Source organism: Leucobacter fengyongliangi (assembly GCF_052386045.1).
In genome coordinates this window covers 1228139-1245398 of the sequence record NZ_CM126356.1, presented here as the reverse complement: position 1 = coordinate 1245398, position 17260 = coordinate 1228139, and the positions used below count along the sequence as shown (strand labels likewise).

Here is a 17260-nt window from a genome sequence, read left to right as displayed (position 1 = left end):
GCTTCCTTACGCGAGTGAGAGCCGAGTGGCCCGAATCTCGGACGGCACCTCGGTGTGGGTGATGAGAATCACTGCTCGATTGTCGGGCACGGCACCCAGAAGGTCAAGCAGCAGACGATCGGCACGCTCGCGATCAACGCCCGCGGTCGGCTCATCGAGGATCACCACGGGGAAGTCGGCGAGGATCGCGCGGGCCAGGGCGATGCGCTGGGCCTGGCCGCCCGAGACCAGCGCACCCCGCTCGCCCACCGGGGCTCCCAGCCCTCCGCGCTCAGTCGCCCACTGCGCGAGTCCAACCCGGGCGAGCACAGCCATGAGTTCGTTGTCGGTCGCAGTGTCACGCGCAAAGAGGAGATTCTGTCGCAGATCGGCATCAAACAGGTGCGGGGACTGCTCACACAGGCCCACTACCCCTCGAATCTCGGCTCCGCGGATGCGTCTCGCCTCGAGACCCATCACCCGATAGCTCCCGCGGTACTCGAGCAGGCGCACGAGCGCGAGCGCGAGGGAGGTCTTCCCGGCACCGCTTTGACCCGTCACGATCAGTGTTTCTCCGGCGCGCAGGTCGAATGAGACGCCGCGCACCGCCGGGCCATCCGATCCCGGGTGCCGCACGTCAAGGTTGCGAACCTCCAGAAGTGGCAGATGCGTCGCCGCCTCAGTCGCGGGTGACAGCGACAGTGGATCCGCCGGATCGACCGGCAGCTCAGCCGGGAGGGCCGTTTCGGTGAGGTCGGCCACCCGAGCCGCGCTCGAGGCGACGGTGCGCCGGGCGACGAGCGCCTGGGGCACCTGGGCAAAGACCTCGAAGACCGCCGCCGGAACAATCACCGCGGCGGCGAACAGCGGCGCAGAGAGGCCCGCGCCCAAGCTCGGGGCGAGCGCAAGCAGGATCGTCAGGGTGGCGGCACCCGAGGCAAGCGACAGCAACGCGCCGGTGACCCCCGCCGCACGGGATCGACCGAGCTGAATCCGCGCCAGCCGGCGCTCCGCTCCCGCAATCCGCTCACGCTGCATCGGCAGCGCTTCGTAGGCCACAAGCTCGGATGCCGATTCAAACCGCTCAAGCAACGCGTCGGTGAGCGCTGCCCGTGCCTCCGAGAGCTCCCGATCGCTCGCACCGGCGATGCGCCGGGAGAGCCAGGCGGTGAGCACGCCGGAGACGAGGAGCGACACAGCGAGGACGAGCGCGGCGAGTGGCGACACCAGTGCGAGCACAGCGAGGCTGAGTGTCAGGATGATGCCACTGACGATGAGCGGCTGCCTGACGCGGAGCGGCTGATCCTGCAGCTGATCCACGTCGTCGACGAACGCGGCGAGCACCTCGCCGCGACGGTGTGACTCGATGGCACCGGGCACGCGAGGAATCAGCGCCCCGAAGGTGTCGCTGCGCAGCTCAGAAAGTTGGGCCAGTGCGGCATCGTGGCTCGCGAGACGCTCCGCGTAGCGAAACGCCGCGCGGCCGATGGCGAAGGCGCGTACCCCCACAATGGCGAACGTGAGGAAGAGGATCGGCGGCTGCTCCCCCGCCCGAACGATCAGCCACATGCTCAGCGCGAGCAGGCCCACGACGCTCGCATCGGCGAGCGCGCCGAACACGATTCCCGCGATCGACCGACGCCAGGATGGTGTCGCCAGGCGCAGCACCCGGGCGATGTTGGCTGGCTCTGTGGTCATGCCGGTACCCCCATTCGAACCACCCGATCCGCGGCCTCGATGAGTGCCGGGCGATGGCTCACGACGAGCACGGCCCGACCGGCACGCGCTTCCGCCCTCAGCGCAGCACACACGAGCGTCTCGCTGGCCGCGTCGAGCGCCGAGCTTGGCTCGTCCAGCACGATCGCCCCGGCGTCGGTCGTCCACGCGCGGTACAGAGCGCGCGCGATGGCTACGCGCTGCGCCTGCCCCCCTGAGAGCCCGGCACCCTTCGCACCCAGGACCTGTGACGGGTCGATGTCGCCGAGGCCCACCGTTTCGAGCGCTCGCGTGACGAGGGGCGGATCCGCTTTCTGCGCGCCGAGGGCCACGTTCTCGGCGACCGTGCCCTGCAGGAGGCCCGGTCGTTGCCCCGACCATGCCACCGTGTTGGGTCGAGTGATCGTGCCGACCGCGGGAGACACGAACCCCAAGAGCGCCGACACGAGCGTCGACTTGCCCGCTCCAGATGGCCCCGCGAGCGCCACCATTTCCCCCGGGTCGACCGAGAAGCTCACCGGGCCAGCCACCTCACGCTCGTCGCGGCGAACGGAGACCGAGTCAAAGCGAATACCCTGGGCCGCGCCGGGGACTGGCACTACTTCCGCCGGTTCTTCGATGATGTCGAACACCGCCTGGGCCGCCGCGAGGCCCTCGGTTGACGAGTGAAAGGCGGCGCCGACCTGCCGAATCGGGATGAACACCTCGGGCAAGAGCAGGAGCACGAAGAGCCCCAGCGCGAGCGGGAATTCGCCCGTCACGAGCCGCGTGCCGACCGTCACCGCCACCAGTGCGATCGAGAAGGTGCCCGCGAGATCGAGCACGAACCCCGACAGGAAGGTCACCCGCAGCACCTGCATCGTGCGGGTGCGGTACTCCCCCGTTTCGCGGGCGATCCGCTCAAATTGCCGCTGCTCGCGCCGGAAGACCTTCAGCGTCGAGAGACCCTCGACGACATCAAGGAAAGAACGTGACAGGTGCTCGAGCTGCTGCCATTGCCGCTCCTGCACCGCGCGCGTCGCCAGGCCGATGAGGATCATGAAGAGCGGGATCACGGGGAACACGATCAGGACCGTGACACCGCTCAGGGGGTCTGCGAGCAGCACCGCGAGCACGAGAAACGGGGTCGCGCACGCGGTGAGAATCAGCTGCGGGAGATACGCGGAGAAGTATCCATCGAGCGCGTCGAGGCCGCGCCCCAGCGCGGTTGCCGGGCCCACATCGGCTCTGCTGCCAAGCCACTCAGGCGAGCGCCGATCGATCGCATCGAGGGCGGCTGCGCGCAGCTGCGCCTTGGCGCGCACGGCCCCGCGCGCGGCCACGACCTCCATGCCCCACGTGGCGAGCGACCGCGCGACGAGTGCGACCGCCGCTCCCGCCAGGAGCAGGGGAAGCGACTCGGGCCCGAGCGCGCCCTCTGCCACGCGGCCGGAGGCCCCGCCCGCGCCGCCGAGAACCGGGAGCACGAGCGTGGCGATGGCGTTCGCGAGCAACCAGCACCAGGCAATCACCGCGGCGGTGCGCACCACACCGAGGAGCCCCCCGATACCGAGAACTGTGCGCGCAGCTCGTGCGTAGCGCAGCAGTCTCGGGTCGAGGGGCTTCACGGTGTAACTGTATCGATGTAGGAGGTGCGCGCTGGCTGAGAGCCCGGGGCGCTCAGTGCGCGCCGACGAGCTCGTCGCTGGGAATGTGGGTGCGCGAGATCCGCTTCCGGAATACCCAGTACGTCCACGCCTGGTAGGCGAGCACCAACGGAAGCGTGAACACCGCCACCCAGGTCATGAGTTCGAGCGTCATCTGCGAACTCGCAGCACCCTCAATCGTCATCGAGTACGCGGGGTCGGTGCTCGAGATCATGACGTATGGGAACAGCGCCATGAAGATGGCCAGCAGCGCGAACGCGATCGTGAGGGTATTGAACGTAAACGCCCAGCCCTCGCGGGCCCGCAGATTGAAGAGGATTCCTGCAACCAGCGAGACCGCGGCGAGGCCCGCGAGCACGATCACGAGCAGCGCGTTCTCGTCTCCCAGATGCTGCACGACGGTCCACACGAGGAACGCCGCCGCCACCACGAGCGTGACCAGCCCCACCTTGGTGGCAAGCGACCGCGCGCGCACCCGAATGTCTCCCTCGGTCTTCAGTGCGATGAAAACCAGCCCGTGCGTGAAGCACAGGAGCAGCAGGGTGAGGCCGCCGAGGAGACCGTAGGGGTTCAGCAACGTGAGCAGCGTCCCCGTGAAGATCCACCCGCCGCCCTCGAGCGGCTCGATCGGCACGCCCTGAATAAGGTTGGCGAAGGCGGTGCCCCAGAGCAGCGGCGGCAGGAGCGAGCCCCAGAAGATGAACTGGTCGAACCAGCGAGTCCACTGTGTGCCCTTGCCCTGGTGCCGGAATTCGAACGACACCCCCCGCAGAATGAGGGCAACGAGGATGAGGAGCAGCGCGAGGTAGAAGCCGGAGAACATCGTCGCGTACCACTCGGGAAACGCCGCGAAGAGGCAGGCGCCCGCGACGATCAGCCAGGTCTCGTTGAGATCCCACACCGGGCCGATCGTGTTGATGATGACGCGGCGATCGACGTTGTCTTTCCCGAGAAATGGCAGCGCCATGCCGACGCCGAAATCGAAGCCGTCGAGAATGAAGTAGCCGACGAGGAGGACCCCGACGATCAAAAACCAGACTGTGGTGAGTTCCATGGTTTCAGCCTCCTAGTAGACCGTCGCGAGCTGCGTGTGGTCGACGTCGCCGCCGCCCTCGCCAGCTCTGTCGGTCGTGTCGATTTCGGGCGGGCCTGCTTGCGCGGCCTTCACGATGAGCTTGAATTCCACGACCGCGAGCGCGCCATACACGACGGTAAACACGATGAGCGAGACGAGCACCGCCCACCCGGGCACCCCGGGCGACACCGCCGACTCGGTCGTCATCACCCCGAACACGATCCACGGCTGGCGACCCATTTCGGTGAAGATCCACCCCACGAGCGAGGCCAGCATCGGAATGGGCGCGGTCCACACGGCCACCCTCCACGCCCACTGGGGCACGCTGCGGTTCTTGCGCGTGATCCACAGCCCCACCACCGAGACGAGGGTGGCGAGGGCCCCGAGGCCGATCATCCAGCGGAACGCCCAGTACGTCACCCAAATGATCGGGGTGAACGAACCATCGCTCGGGCAGGTGAGGGCGGTCCCGGCGGCGCCACAGTACAGCTCGGTGTACTCGGCCTGCAGGTTATTGATGCCCTCGACCGTGCCGTTGAACGTGTTGGTCGAGAGAAACGAGAGAAGGTACGGGATCCGCACCGAGAAGATCTCGTGCAGTCCGTCCGGGGTGCCGAGGCTGAAGATCGAGAACGAGGCATCGGCCCCGGTCGCGTTCTCGTACAGGGCCTCCGCAGCGGCCATCTTCATCGGCTGCGTCTCGGTCATGACGAGACCCAGCGAGTGGCCGGAGAGCGAGACACCGGCGAAACCGACGATGTTGGCCCACATGCCGAAGCGCAGGCTGGTGCGCATCTCGTCGACGAACTGGTTACGCGAGAGGTGCCAGGCGGCGACCGCGACCATCACGGTGGCCGCGAACATGAGCGAGGCGAAGAGCGTGTGTGGGAACTGGGTGAGTGCGACCGGGTTCATGAGCACCGCACCGATGTCGGTGAGCTCGGCCCGTCCGCGTTCCTCGTTCAGCTGGTAGCCCACCGGGTTCTGCATGAAGGCGTTCGCGGCGAGAATGAAGTAGGCGGAGGCGGCGGAGCCGATCCACACGAACCAGATCGTGAGGAGGTGAATCTTCTTCGGCAGCCTGTCCCATCCGAAGATCCACAACCCGATGAAGGTGGCTTCGAAGAAGAACGCGATGAGACCCTCCATCGCGAGCGGGGCACCGAAGATGTCTCCCACGAAGCGGGAGTAGTTCGACCAGTTCATGCCGAACTGGAACTCCTGCACGATGCCGGTGACCACACCCATCGCGAAGTTGATCAGAAAGATCTTGCCGTAGAGCTTGGTGAGGCGAAGGTATTTCACCTTCCCCGTGCGCACCCATGCGGTTTGCAAGATGGCCACGAGCAGTGCCAGGCCGATGGTGAGTGGAACAAACAGGAAGTGATACAGCGTCGTGAGCCCGAACTGCCAGCGAGCGAGCGTCAACGCATCCAAGAATTCGTTCACGAGTTCTCCAGAATGCCGAGCGCGCCCACTGCGGGTCGCACTCCCGTAGTGAGTTCCGTCAAAGGATGGTGATGCCTCCCGGACCTACCGACCAGTGGCCAGTCAACCTCAATTTTAGCGATTCTGTGAATCTCCTGCGAATTCATCTTGATGTCGAGCGATATTTCTCTCGACATCAAGCGAAACTCGGGTGGCAGGCTGCCCCACCTAGACTGGTGGGGTGACGGAACTCAGGCGACCCGACAGCAGACCCAGATTTGCGGCAAGGGTCGACGACTGGATCCACCGGCGACGCGAGAAACGAGCGCTCGCGAGCGGCAAGACCCCGGGAATCATTCCGTACATCAGCTACGGCTCAACGACCTGGGTGCGCGTCATCGGGCGGGTGCTCTACCTCGCTCCCGAACCGAAGAAGACCGGCCGAGGGTCGCGGGTGGCCGAGGTGCAGCGGGTGCGCGGATGGCGCAGCTTCGCGAGCCTGCACGTGCCGTTCACACCGGTGCAGGTGCACATCGACGGCAAGCCGGTTGCCGAGATCGTGTCCGATCGCGGCGGTGTGCTCGATTCGATCGTGCAGGTCACGCTGTCGCCCGGTTGGCACACCATCAGCCTGCGCACCGAGCACGGTGAGCCCGCCAATGCTCCCGTCTACATCGTGGATCCCCAGGCGCGTTTTGGAATCATCAGCGATGTGGATGACACGATCCTCAACACGGCCCTCCCGAAGCCCTTTGTCGCGGCGTGGAACAGTTTCGTGCTTGACGAACAGGCCCGCACCTCGACCCCGGGCATGCCGGTGCTCTACGACCACCTCATCGCCCAGCATCCCGGCTCCCCTGTGCTCTACCTCTCGACCGGAGCCTGGAACGTGGCTCCCGCACTCAGCCGTTTCCTTGAGCGCAACCTCTACCCCATGGGGCCGCTCCTCTTGACCGACTGGGGCCCCACCCACGACCGCTGGTTTCGCAGCGGAAAAGAGCACAAGCAGCGCGAGCTCGTCCGGTTGGCCAGCGACTTCCCAGAGATTAAATGGGTGCTCTTTGGCGATGACGGGCAGCACGACGAATCGCTGTACCACGAGTTCTCTTCGGCACACCCGGATCACGTTGCCGCGGTGGCGATCCGCCAGCTCTCGACCGGCCAGGCCGTGCTCGCCGGAGGTCGCTCGAAGGCGCGCCTGCACCGAAGCGTGAGCGGGGTTCCCTGGGTATACGGCCCCGACGGCGCGACCCTGCGCGAGGAGCTGATACGACTGGGCCTGCTGTGACCGCACCCATCACCAGGCCGTGGCGGCGGTTCGAACGGCGAATGACCGGTCGATTCACCGTGTCGCGCCGGGCGCCGCTGCTGCAGGTGGGCAAGGCCGCGGCCGCGGCGATCCTCACCTGGTTCGTGTGCCTCTGGGTGTTTCCCGAGCAGCTACCCATTTTCGGCGCAATCGCCGCGCTGCTTTCGGTGCAAGAGAGTGTGGATCAATCGCTCACGCGAGGCATCGAGCGCGTCGTCGGCGTGTTGCTCGGGGTGAGCGTCGCTTTGGGCGCAGGTGCGCTCTTCGGGCCGCAGACGTGGCTGTTCCTCGCCGCGATCATCGTGTCGATGGCGCTCGGGTGGCTCTTGCGCATGACGAATTCCTCGACGAATCAGATCGCCATTTCTGCGCTCCTCATGATCGCGCTCGGCGGTCTGTCGCTCGGGTACGGGTTCGAACGGCTCGTCGAGACCGCGATCGGGGCGGGGATCGGCATCACCATCAACGCCCTCGTGGTGGCCCCGGTGCGCACGACCCCCGTGCACGTCGCGATCGGCGACCTCACCCGGCACGCCGCGCAGGCGCTTAGGCGCCTCTCCGAGGCGTTGGAAGAACCCCGCGAGCGCGAGTGGATCGACCGCATGATGCGAGATGCTCGGCGCTTACAGGGCGAGCGCGATGACGTGCACCAGCTTCTCCGAAGCGCCCGGGAAAGCCTCCGGCTGAACCCCCGCGGGCCGAGATACCGGGCCATTCTCGGCGAGGACGACGAGATGTTCGACCGGCTTCAGCCAATAGTGACGCAGGTCGTGGGGATGACCCGCGCACTCTCAGACAACTACGGGAAGGCACTCGTCGACGTGCCACAGGTGCGCGGCCTAGCGGTGGAGCTGCGCCGCGCCGCGCACGACCTGGAGCGGCTCGTTCGGCCGGGCATCGAGCAGCAGGTGGGCACGGAGCCGCAAGTGGGGACGGAACCGCCAGCGCTCACCGCGCCCTATGTCATCGCGCAGCCCCACCCGGTGTACTGGCAGTTGATTGGTTCACTCATGGAGGATCTGCGGCGCGTGCGTGGGCGCATCACCGGCGATATCGACTAGCTTCTCTCGTTCGGATCATCGAACCGGGAACATGAAAGCGGGGAAAGGCAACTGCCCTTCCCCGCTTTCAGTGCGCCTGACTACTGCTGAAGCACAGCCTGCACGTCAAGGGTGATGGTGACATCGCTGCCGAGCAGGAGCCCGCCGGTCTCCAGCGGAGCGTTCCACTGAATGCCGAAGTCTTCGCGCTTGACCTTCGTCGTGGCGGTGAAGCCGGCCTTGTAGTTGCCGTACCCATCCTGACCGAAGCCGCCGAATTCAAAGTCAAAGGTGACCGGCTTGGTCACGCCGCGGAGGGTAAGGTCGCCGTCGACGAGGAAGTTGCCACCCTCTTCGCGGATCCCGGTGCTCGCGAAGGTGAACTGGGGGAACTCTTCTGCGGCGAAGAAGTCGCCCGTACGCAGGTGGCCATCGCGATCCGCCTGGTTGGTGTTGATCGAGGCGACCTCCACGGTGGCCTCAACCTTCGAGTCGAGGGGGTTTTCGGCGGTCACAAACGTGCCCGCGAACTGCTCGAACTTGCCCTTGACCTTGCTGATTGCGAGATGACGAACCGAGAAGCCGACCTCAGTGTGCGTGGGGTCGATGACCCAGGTGCCGACGCGGTAGCCAGGGATCTGATCTGCGGTTATGGTCATGGGGTGTCCTCCAGGTCTCAAGATATTGAATTATTGACGTTTCAACTAAAAAGAGAGTAACAAGAAGCGCACGACCAGGTCAAGTATTCACTTGAATATTTATTTCGAGTTCGTCGCTCGTCTACCTGGGGCGTCGTTTTGCGGCTTCCCGGGCCTGCTGGGCGGTGGAGTCATCAATCATTTGCGGTTCGAAACCACCATACCGCGCTCGTGCAGCTGTGGCGATGAGGAAGTCCGAGATGGCGGGGTTCTTGGGCAACAGTGAGCCGTGCAGGTAACTGCCGATGACGTTGTGTGAGCGCGCGCCCTCCACCCCGTCGCGGGGGTTATTCCCGGCCCCGCGCGTCACGCGGCCAAGCGGACGCGATCTCGGCCCGAGCACCGTGTCGCCGCTGTGGTTCTCGTAGCCGATAACCTCACCGAACTCGTCGCTCTCGACCACGATGTTTCCGATCATGCGTGTGTCCCCGCCGCGCGTCTCGACATCCAGCACCCCGATGCCTGTCAGTTCGTCGCCGGTATGGGTCACGAAACGGTGTCCGAAAAGCTGATAGAGCCCGCAGATCATCAGCATGGGCACACCGTCAGCCGCAAGCTGGCGAAACTCGTCCCCTTTGGACACGAGGTCGAGTGCGACCCGCCCCTGTCCCGAATCCTGACCGCCACCGCCCACGACGATGTCGACCTGCGACGGCAAGGGATCACCGGGGTTCACGTCGACGACCCGAGGGTCATAACCGCGCAATCGGGCGCGTCGGGTGAGCGCCAGAACGTTGCCGCGATCCCCGTAAATATTCATGTCGCGCGGGTACAGCGACACGATGACAAGCTCTCGCTCGCCGGACACTTCGGCCGCACCCTCGTCAAGCGTCACCAGATCTCCTCCACCTTCGTCAGGGTAGCGAGCTCCTTCCGGAGCGCGAGCATGGCGGTGTACGTGCAGTAGATGCGCCGAGGCTGGCCCATGGTGCGCCGCCGAAACCCGGCCAGCGCTCGCTGTGGATCCTCCTCCACCTGCCCAACGTTCACATCGTCGTGTTCAAGCCGGAGCGCCATATCCCAAGCACGTGTACCCGAGACCGTGTCGACCCCGGTGGCGGCGAGCGAACCAAAGTCAACATCCCACAGCCACGACATATCGCGGCCATCCGCGTATTGATCGTTGATGGCGATCATCGAAGCGACTCCCGCAGCGGGAAACGAGGCCAGTGCGAGCCGAAACCCCGCGGGATTCTTCACAAGCACCAGCTCGAGGGTGTGGCCGTCGAGCTCCAGCTGCTCCCCCCGACCGAAGGCGGGGCGAACGTTTGCGAGCGAGGCGAGCAGTTCTCCCGTGGTCGCGTGTACCTCCGGCGCGTCAGACTGCTGCGTGACCCCCCCGGCCAGCACGAGCCGCACCGTGGCGAGGGCCGCCGCCGCGTTAAACGTGTTGTAGAGCCCCTCAAGCTTTAACCCAGTGTGATGATCCACACCGTCGATGCGGAAGGTCGCCTCGTGATCACCCACCAGGGTGAGTGTGACATCCGCGTCGGACCTTGCGGCCTCGTCGGGGCCATCTGGTGCCGCCGTGCCGCGATGGAAGTCGTCGTCACTCGGAAACATCGCCCTGAGGTCGCTGGAAAGCCCGAACGAGCGCACCTCGAGGCGATCAGCCTGACTCGCTCCCGTCTGCTCAAGCAGCGGATCTTCGCGGTTGACCACCAACCCGTCGGTCGTGGCTTCGGCAATGCGTTGCAGCAACTTGGCGGTCGCATCGATCTCGCCAAATCGGTCGAGTTGATCGCGCAGCACGTTGAGCAGCAGCGTGAAGCGCGGTTTCACCCGGGCTATGAAGTGGATCGCGTGCGCCTCATCGAGCTCGAGCACGGCGATGTCAGCGTCGAGCCGACCCGTGAGGGAGCACTCCTGCACCGCCGCGGCGATCACCCCGCGCGAGAAGTTGGAGCCGGTCTTGTTGGTGAAGACGCGCAGCCCCTGCGATTCGAGGATCTCAACGATCATCTTGGTGGTCGTCGTCTTGCCGTTCGTGCCGCTCACCGCGACCACCCCGTAGGGCAAGCGACCGAGCACGCGGGCGAGGAAGCCCGGGTCGAACTTTTCGATCACGAGACCGGGAAGCGCCGATCCACCGCCGCGCAGACGCGCGACCTGTCGCACCGACTTGCCGATCACGGCCGAGAGCACATCACGCATGAGACCAGCGTAGTGAACTAGTGAGCACGCTGGCAGCCCGCGCACCAGTAGAGCTTGCGGTTCGCCATGTCTTCGAGGGTGATCGATGCCCCGCATCGCTTGCACGGGGTTCCCTCCAACTTGTACACCCAGTGCCGTTCGTCGCGATGTTGCAGCGCGCGCTGATAGGCCTCACCTTCGAGCCCATCAATGGTAATCATCTGACCGACCGTGATGCCGATCTCGAGCAGGTGCGCCCAGTCGTCCCACAGCTCGCCGAGCACGCGCTCGCTCAGAGACGAGGCCGGGGTGTGCGGGTCCAGCTCGGCACGGAAGAGAAGCTCCGCGCGGTACACATTCCCGATGCCCGCGATCACCGACTGATCCATGAGCACGAGGCCGATCGGGGTGCGCCGCGTACGGGCCCGAGCGATAAACCGGGCGCGTTCGGCGTCGGTGTTCGCGTTCGCGGGGTCGGGGCCGAGGCGGTCGAGCACCGCGGCGACTCCTTCGGGCGGCAACACTTCGCAGGCGGTGGGGCCACGCAGATCGGCGCAGACCCGCTCGTTCAGCAGTCGCACGCGCACCTGCCCCACCGGTTCAGGTGGAAACGACTCGGCCACGCGACCCTCAAGGTCGTGCTCGGCCATGCGCACGCGGGTGCGGCGTGGTGCCCCAATCGAGGTCACCGAGTCCTCACCCTCGGCATCGACCGGCACGCTGCCAGCGGCTCCAGGTTGGCCCAGTGCGGCCCCGGCCATGCCCGTCTGGCCAAGCTTCGTGCGCCCGGACGGCCGGGCGTGCAGTTGGATGCGCGGATCCACCGCCACCTCGCCCGCGAAATCCCAGGCGCCGTAGATCCCGAGGTGCACCCGCAGCCAGTCTCGCTCCTCAAACTCGAGAAACATCTGCTTTCCCACCGCACGCGCGTCGGTCATCTCGCGGCCGCTCAGGAGTGCGGCCCCGAGCGAGAACCGACCCTGCGGGCTCGACACCTCGGGGGCAGTGCCGACGAAGTTCACGCCGAATTGCCGCGCGATGCGGTGGACGGAATGGCCTTCAGGCACACCGACCTCCCTGAGCGCACATTACAGCGAATCCACCTGCTTGCCCGCGATCGCTCCCGTGCGCTCGTACTCCGCGAGCTGGGCGATGCGGCGCACGTGACGCTCGTCACCCGAGAACGGCGTCGAGACAAAGGTTTCGATGAAGCGGATCGCGTCCTCGACCGGGTGCTGACGAGCGCCGATCGAGATCACGTTCGCATTGTTGTGCTCACGAGCGAGGGCCGCGGTGGACTCATTCCACACCAGTGCTGCGCGGATCCCGGCGACCTTGTTTGCCGCCATCTGCTCACCGTTGCCCGAGCCGCCAAAGACCACGCCGAGCGCCTCGACGCCCGCGCGTTCGTCTCGCGCGACGCCCAGGGCCGCGTTGATGCAAAACGACGGATAGTCGTCGAGCGCGTCATAGTGTGTCGGCCCGTGATCGATGACCTCGTGGCCAAGCCCGCGTAGGTGATCTTGCAGGTGCTGGCTGAATTCAAGCCCAGCGTGGTCGGTGGCAATGTGGATGCGCATGCGTGCTGCCCTCTCGTGCGGTCGTACTGCTCAGTTGAACTGCGGGCCGACCTCGCGGCCACGTTTCAGCTCGAAAAACCCGGGAATGCTTGCCGCGGCGCGCACGCCGTCCCAGAGCGTCAGCGCGTCCTCGCCGTGCGGCGCGGGGCTGATGACGGGGCCGAAAAACGCGATGCCGTCGATCACGATGATCGGGATGCCCACCCCGGGGCCCACCAGCTCAATGCCCCGCCTCGTGCTCGCAACCAGCTCCGCTTCGTGCTCGCCAGAATCAGCCGCAGCCGAAAGCTCTGCTGGCAGACCAGCCTCGGCGAGCGACTCAGCGATCACCGCATCCACGTCCGTGCGTTCCGCCGAATGCAGGCGGTTCCCGAGCGCCGTGTACAGGTCGGCGACGGCCCGCCCCCCGTGAGAAGCGCGCGCCGCGGTCAGCACCTGGCCCATGCGGTGCCCCTGACGCTGCCCCTCGGCATGATCACCCGCATCGCTTCCTTCGTTCAACACCGCGAGGCTGAACGGGTTCCACTCCACCTCGAATCCGCGAAGTTCGGCGACTTCGCTGACCCAGCGACTCGTGATCCAGGTCCACGGGCAAATCGGATCGAACCAGAATTGGACTGCGGGAGTGGCGCGTTCGGTCATACCTCAAGTGTAGTCAGCTTGCGGGAATAGGCTGGGTGGTGACGGTGTCCGCGCAGCGGACTGATCCACCAGAAAATGCGAGGAGCATCGTGCCCGGAGAAAACCTCACCCGCGCTGAAGCGATCGAACGCGCAAGCGTCGTGACCACCCACAGCTATGAGATCGACCTCGACCTCACCACCGGCGCTGAACACTTCCGTGTGGTCACCACGGTGAAGTTCTCGGCGACACCCGGGGCGAGCACGTTCATCGACCTCATCGCGGCGAAGGTTCTCAGCATCACGCTGAACGGCGAGGAGCTCGATCCCGAGTCGAGCTACGCCGAATCGCGGATCGCGCTTCCCGCCCTCGCTGCCGAAAACACCCTCCGCATCGAGAGCGACCAGCGGTATATGAACACGGGCGAGGGTCTGCATCGCTTCGTCGATCCCGCCGATGGCGAGGTCTACCTGTACTCCCAGTTTGAGGTGCCCGATTCCCGGCGCATGTTTGCCGTGTTCGAGCAGCCCGACCTGAAGGCGACGTTCACCTTCCGTGTCACCGCGCCCGCCCGGTGGCAGGTCATCAGCAACCAGCCGACACCAGACCAGACGCCAGCCGGGGAGCGCGACGGCGAAGCGATCGCAACGTGGGCGTTCGAGCCCACCCCGGTCATGTCGAGCTACATCACCGCGCTCATCGCGGGGCCCTACCGTGTGGTGCGATCCGAATTGACGAGCCGCGACGGCCGCATCATCCCGCTCGGCGTCTTCTGCCGAGAGTCACTGAGCGAGTTTCTCGATGCCGACTACCTCTTCGAGAAGACCCGCGAGGGGTTCGCGTTCTTCGAAGAGCAGTTCGACTACCCCTACCCGTTCGACAAGTACGACCAGATCTTCGCGCCCGAGTACAACATGGGCGCGATGGAGAATGCCGGCGCGGTGACGTTCACCGAAGCGTACGTGTTTCGCAGCAAGGTCACTGACGCGATGCGGGAGCGTCGGGTCGTGACGATCCTGCACGAGCTCGCCCATATGTGGTTCGGCGATCTCGTAACGATGCGCTGGTGGAATGACCTGTGGCTGAACGAATCGTTCGCGGAATACATGTCGACCCTCGGTGTCGCTGAGGCGACCGAGTGGAAGGACTGCTGGACGACCTTCGCGGCGAGCGAGAAGTCGTGGGCGTACCGGCAAGATCAGCTCCCCTCGACCCACCCGATCGTCGCCGAAATTCGCGATCTCGAAGATGTGCTCGTCAATTTTGACGGGATCACCTACGCGAAGGGCGCATCGGTGCTCAAGCAGCTGGTCGCGTGGGTGGGTCGCGAGCCTTTCATGCGAGGCGTTCACGACTACTTCGTGAAGCACCATCACGCAAACACCGAGTTGCCTGACTTGCTCACCGAGCTGGAGGCGCAGAGCGGCAGAGACCTGGGCAACTGGTCGACACTGTGGCTCGAGACGGCTGGGGTCAACACCCTGCGTCCGGTGTGCGAGGTCGACGAGTCCGGAGCGTACTCGTCGTTCGCCATCGAGCAAACCGCCATCGAGCAATACCCCACCCTGCGGCCGCACCGAATTGCGATTGGGTTGTACTCGCGCGGCGTTGACGGTGCGCTCACGCGAGTGCACCGCATCGAAACCGATGTCGATGGTGCGCTCACCCAGGTGCCCGAGCTCATTGGCATCACCAGGCCAGACTTGCTGCTGCTCAACGATGATGATCTGACCTACGCGAAGATCCGTCTGGATGAGTCCTCGCTCGCGACCGCCTTGAACGGCATCGGGAACATTACCGATTCCCTCGCTCGGGCCCTCGTCTGGGGAACGCTCTGGGACGCGACTCGCGACGGCGAATTCGCGGCATCGCGCTTTGTCGATGTCGTGCTGCGTCACATCTCTGCGGAGACGCAGTCCACCACGCTCCGCACGCTCATCGGCCAACTGCTGCTGGCGGCCGCGAGCTATGTGGCTCCGGAGCGACGCGCGGCGACGCTCGAGCGCGTCGCCGAAGCGATGTGGCAGCTCGCAGTAGATGCCGAGCCGGGCTCGGATCGGCAGTTCCAATTTGTGCGCGCCTTCGCGCAGCTGGCATCCACCAGCGAGCAGCTTGACACCGTGCTTGCGCTGCTCGATGAACGCGCGCCGCTGGATGGCCTCGATATCGACACCGACCTGGGGTGGGAGTTGCTCATCTCCCTCGCGGCCGGTGGGCGTGCGACATCTGAGGAAATCGAAACCGCGCTCGCCGAGGACCGCACCGCGACCGGGCAGCAGTCGGCCGCACACGCCCGTGCGGCCCTCCCGACGGCTGAGGCCAAGACTGCGGCCTGGGATTCGGTTTTCAAAGCTGCCGATTTGCCGAACGCGATCGTGCGGGCAACCGGTCTCGGGTTCCTGCGCGCCCACGACCTGTCCCTGCTCGTGCCGTTCATCGATCGGTACTTTGATTCGTTGCTCGCAATCTGGAACTCGCGCAGCTACGCGATCGCCGAGGAAATCATCGAGGGGTTCTACCCCGCGCCGCTCGCGTCCGAACCGCTTCGGGCAGCGAGCCGCCACTGGCTTGAGCAGCATCCTGAGGCTCCCGCAGCCTTGCGCAGGCTTGTGACTGAGCATGTGGCCGGGGTGGATCGAGCCCTGGCAGCGCAGGCCGCCGATGCGAGGCTCGCCGATGGCTGAGTTTTGGGCCGCGGTCAGCGGATTCTTCATCACATACCGAGTGCCGTTTTCCGTGGTGCTCATCGTCGTGGGAGCGCTCATCGCGAATTGGGTACTGCGACGCGTGCTTGATCGCAGCGTCAGCCACGTCGTGCGCGGTGTGAAGCGTTCGCAAGACGTCGAATCCACCCAAGAGCTGCAGGCCACCCCACACATGAACGCGCGGGCCGTGCAGCGCACCCGCACCCTCGGCACGGTCGGTCGTCACGTCATCTCCTGGACGATCGTCGTCGCCGCCGCGATTGCGATTCTCTCGCAGCTCGGCGTGAACCTCACGGCGATGCTTGCATCGGCGGGTATTGTCGCGGCCGGCCTCGCCTTTGGTGCCCAGAACATCGTCAAAGACATCCTGAACGGGATTTTCATGGTCTTTGAGGATCAACTCGGCGTAGGTGACTGGGTGACCATCGATCAAATCAGCGGCACCGTGGAGGATGTGGGCATCCGCGTCACCAAGGTGCGGGCGATCGACGGCACCCTGTGGTTTGTGCGCAACGGCGAGATCTTGACGCTCGGCAACGCGTCTCAGGGGTGGGGCCGCGCCATCATCGACATCGCGGTTGCCGCCGACACCGACCTCGCGCTTGCCGAACAGGCGGCCCTTGAGTGCGGCAAGGAGCTCCTCTCCTCGCCGCAGTATGCGCGACGGGTTACCGGCCTTCCCGAGATGCTGGGGCTCGAGAGCGTGTTCGGAGACCGCGCGACCCTGCGCTTCATGGTGCGCACGAGGCCAGAGGCACAGTGGGCGGTGCAGCGCGAGCTTCGCTCGCTTATCAAGAAGCGCTACGCCGAACTCGGCATCGAGCTGGCGAGTGAGCTCCCACGATTCCCCGGAGGTTCCGTATGACCGACCCAGAACCAACGACTCCCCCGCCAGCCCCGCGGTTGACACTGCGCTCGGGGGCCGACGGGCCGGCCCTCACGGACACCCTATGGGCCCAGGTAGGCGGCACCGACACCTTTGATCGACTGGTGCGGGCCTTCTACCGTGGCGTGCGCGAAGACGAACTCCTAGCGCCGATGTACCCCAACGAAGATTGGGAGGGCGCGATCTGGCGGCTGCGCACGTTCCTCGAACAGTACTGGGGTGGGCCCACCACCTATTCGGAGCAGCGAGGCCACCCCCGGCTCCGGATGCGACACGCGCCCTTCCCCGTGACCCCTGAAGCGAGGGAACACTGGCTGGCGCACATGTACGCAGCGCTCGACGAGGTGGCGCTACCGCCAATGCACGACGCGGCGTTCCGGGACTATGTGGATCGCGCCGCTCTGGCGATGGTGAACCGCTTCGAGTGATGCGCGGTATGTCCGT

15 protein-coding genes are annotated in these 17260 nt (G+C 65.6%); 5 read left to right on the top strand and 10 right to left on the bottom strand.

Going from position 1 to position 17260, the window contains the following annotated elements:
- Nucleotides 1–6: 6 nt before the first annotated feature.
- The 4 genes from cydC to ACTNFK_RS05820 are packed head-to-tail and all read right to left on the bottom strand — an operon-like array spanning nt 7 to nt 5865.
- A complete protein-coding gene (gene cydC, locus ACTNFK_RS05835; protein ID WP_435935934.1) occupies nt 7–1677 on the bottom strand; it encodes a thiol reductant ABC exporter subunit CydC in 1671 nt (556 codons plus the stop codon).
- Nucleotides 1674–3302 carry a thiol reductant ABC exporter subunit CydD gene (gene cydD, locus ACTNFK_RS05830; protein WP_435935935.1) on the bottom strand — a complete coding sequence of 543 codons (1629 nt, stop codon included), beginning with the start codon at nt 3300–3302 and terminating at the stop codon, nt 1674–1676. Before cydD ends, cydC begins: the two co-directional genes overlap by 4 nt.
- 52 nt (nt 3303–3354) lie before the next feature.
- Entirely contained in the window at nt 3355–4395 is a 1041-nt protein-coding gene (cydB, locus tag ACTNFK_RS05825) for a cytochrome d ubiquinol oxidase subunit II (RefSeq protein WP_435935936.1), read from the bottom strand.
- Nucleotides 4396–4407: 12 nt separating this feature from the next.
- Nucleotides 4408–5865 carry a cytochrome ubiquinol oxidase subunit I gene (locus ACTNFK_RS05820; RefSeq protein WP_433646467.1) on the bottom strand — a complete coding sequence of 486 codons (1458 nt, stop codon included), beginning with the start codon at nt 5863–5865 and terminating at the stop codon, nt 4408–4410.
- Nucleotides 5866–6085: 220 nt separating this feature from the next.
- Between ACTNFK_RS05820 and ACTNFK_RS05815 the strand changes: the two genes are divergently transcribed.
- Together ACTNFK_RS05815 and ACTNFK_RS05810 are read left to right on the top strand one after the other, a co-directional pair.
- On the top strand, nt 6086–7132 hold the full coding sequence (locus ACTNFK_RS05815) for an App1 family protein phosphatidate phosphatase (RefSeq protein ID WP_435935937.1): 1047 nt from the start codon (nt 6086–6088) through the stop codon (nt 7130–7132).
- Nucleotides 7129–8214: an FUSC family protein gene (locus ACTNFK_RS05810; protein WP_433646469.1), complete on the top strand. Its 1086-nt coding sequence runs from the start codon at nt 7129–7131 to the stop codon at nt 8212–8214. The genes ACTNFK_RS05815 and ACTNFK_RS05810 overlap by 4 nt, the downstream gene beginning before the upstream one ends.
- A gap of 80 nt (nt 8215–8294) precedes the next feature.
- Here the strand turns inward: ACTNFK_RS05810 and ACTNFK_RS05805 are convergent, their stop codons facing one another.
- The 6 genes from ACTNFK_RS05805 to ACTNFK_RS05780 form a co-directional block, all read right to left on the bottom strand.
- A complete protein-coding gene (locus ACTNFK_RS05805; RefSeq protein ID WP_433646470.1) occupies nt 8295–8852 on the bottom strand; it encodes a YceI family protein in 558 nt (185 codons plus the stop codon).
- 121 nt (nt 8853–8973) lie between these two features.
- Entirely contained in the window at nt 8974–9726 is a 753-nt protein-coding gene (locus tag ACTNFK_RS05800; RefSeq protein ID WP_435935938.1) for a type 1 glutamine amidotransferase, read from the bottom strand.
- On the bottom strand, nt 9723–11045 hold the full coding sequence (locus ACTNFK_RS05795) for a MurT ligase domain-containing protein (protein ID WP_435935939.1): 1323 nt from the start codon (nt 11043–11045) through the stop codon (nt 9723–9725). The genes ACTNFK_RS05800 and ACTNFK_RS05795 overlap by 4 nt, the downstream gene beginning before the upstream one ends.
- 17 nt (nt 11046–11062) lie before the next feature.
- Nucleotides 11063–12091 carry an Fpg/Nei family DNA glycosylase gene (locus tag ACTNFK_RS05790; RefSeq protein ID WP_435935940.1) on the bottom strand — a complete coding sequence of 343 codons (1029 nt, stop codon included), beginning with the start codon at nt 12089–12091 and terminating at the stop codon, nt 11063–11065.
- Nucleotides 12092–12112: 21 nt separating this feature from the next.
- A complete protein-coding gene (locus ACTNFK_RS05785) occupies nt 12113–12604 on the bottom strand; it encodes a ribose-5-phosphate isomerase (RefSeq protein WP_433646473.1) in 492 nt (163 codons plus the stop codon).
- Nucleotides 12605–12634: 30 nt separating this feature from the next.
- Nucleotides 12635–13246, bottom strand: a complete 612-nt coding sequence (locus ACTNFK_RS05780; RefSeq protein WP_435935941.1) for a mycothiol-dependent nitroreductase Rv2466c family protein — start codon at nt 13244–13246, stop codon at nt 12635–12637.
- Nucleotides 13247–13335: 89 nt separating this feature from the next.
- Here ACTNFK_RS05780 and pepN point away from each other — a divergent pair, with 89 nt between their 5' ends.
- Genes pepN through ACTNFK_RS05765 form a run of 3 tightly spaced genes read left to right on the top strand, consistent with a single transcriptional unit; the run spans nt 13336 to nt 17244 of the window.
- Entirely contained in the window at nt 13336–15909 is a 2574-nt protein-coding gene (gene pepN / locus ACTNFK_RS05775) for an aminopeptidase N (protein WP_435935942.1), read from the top strand.
- On the top strand, nt 15902–16795 hold the full coding sequence (locus ACTNFK_RS05770; protein ID WP_435935943.1) for a mechanosensitive ion channel family protein: 894 nt from the start codon (nt 15902–15904) through the stop codon (nt 16793–16795). The genes pepN and ACTNFK_RS05770 overlap by 8 nt, the downstream gene beginning before the upstream one ends.
- Nucleotides 16792–17244 carry a globin gene (locus ACTNFK_RS05765; protein ID WP_435935944.1) on the top strand — a complete coding sequence of 151 codons (453 nt, stop codon included), beginning with the start codon at nt 16792–16794 and terminating at the stop codon, nt 17242–17244. The genes ACTNFK_RS05770 and ACTNFK_RS05765 overlap by 4 nt, the downstream gene beginning before the upstream one ends.
- The last annotated feature ends 16 nt before the right edge of the window (nt 17245–17260 follow it).

What these genes read in the sequence shown, in the direction of transcription:
- ACTNFK_RS05795 (WP_435935939.1), bottom strand. Translation starts at nt 11,045, where the DNA reads ATGCGTGATGTGCTCTCGGCCGTGATCGGCAAGTCGGTGCGACAGGTC.
- cydB (WP_435935936.1), bottom strand. Translation starts at nt 4,395, where the DNA reads ATGGAACTCACCACAGTCTGGTTTTTGATCGTCGGGGTCCTCCTCGTC.
- ACTNFK_RS05785 (WP_433646473.1), bottom strand. Translation starts at nt 12,604, where the DNA reads ATGCGCATCCACATTGCCACCGACCACGCTGGGCTTGAATTCAGCCAG.
- ACTNFK_RS05780 (WP_435935941.1), bottom strand. Translation starts at nt 13,246, where the DNA reads ATGACCGAACGCGCCACTCCCGCAGTCCAATTCTGGTTCGATCCGATT.
- ACTNFK_RS05765 (WP_435935944.1), top strand. Translation starts at nt 16,792, where the DNA reads ATGACCGACCCAGAACCAACGACTCCCCCGCCAGCCCCGCGGTTGACA.
- ACTNFK_RS05805 (WP_433646470.1), bottom strand. Translation starts at nt 8,852, where the DNA reads ATGACCATAACCGCAGATCAGATCCCTGGCTACCGCGTCGGCACCTGG.
- cydC (WP_435935934.1), bottom strand. Translation starts at nt 1,677, where the DNA reads ATGACCACAGAGCCAGCCAACATCGCCCGGGTGCTGCGCCTGGCGACA.
- ACTNFK_RS05770 (WP_435935943.1), top strand. Translation starts at nt 15,902, where the DNA reads ATGGCTGAGTTTTGGGCCGCGGTCAGCGGATTCTTCATCACATACCGA.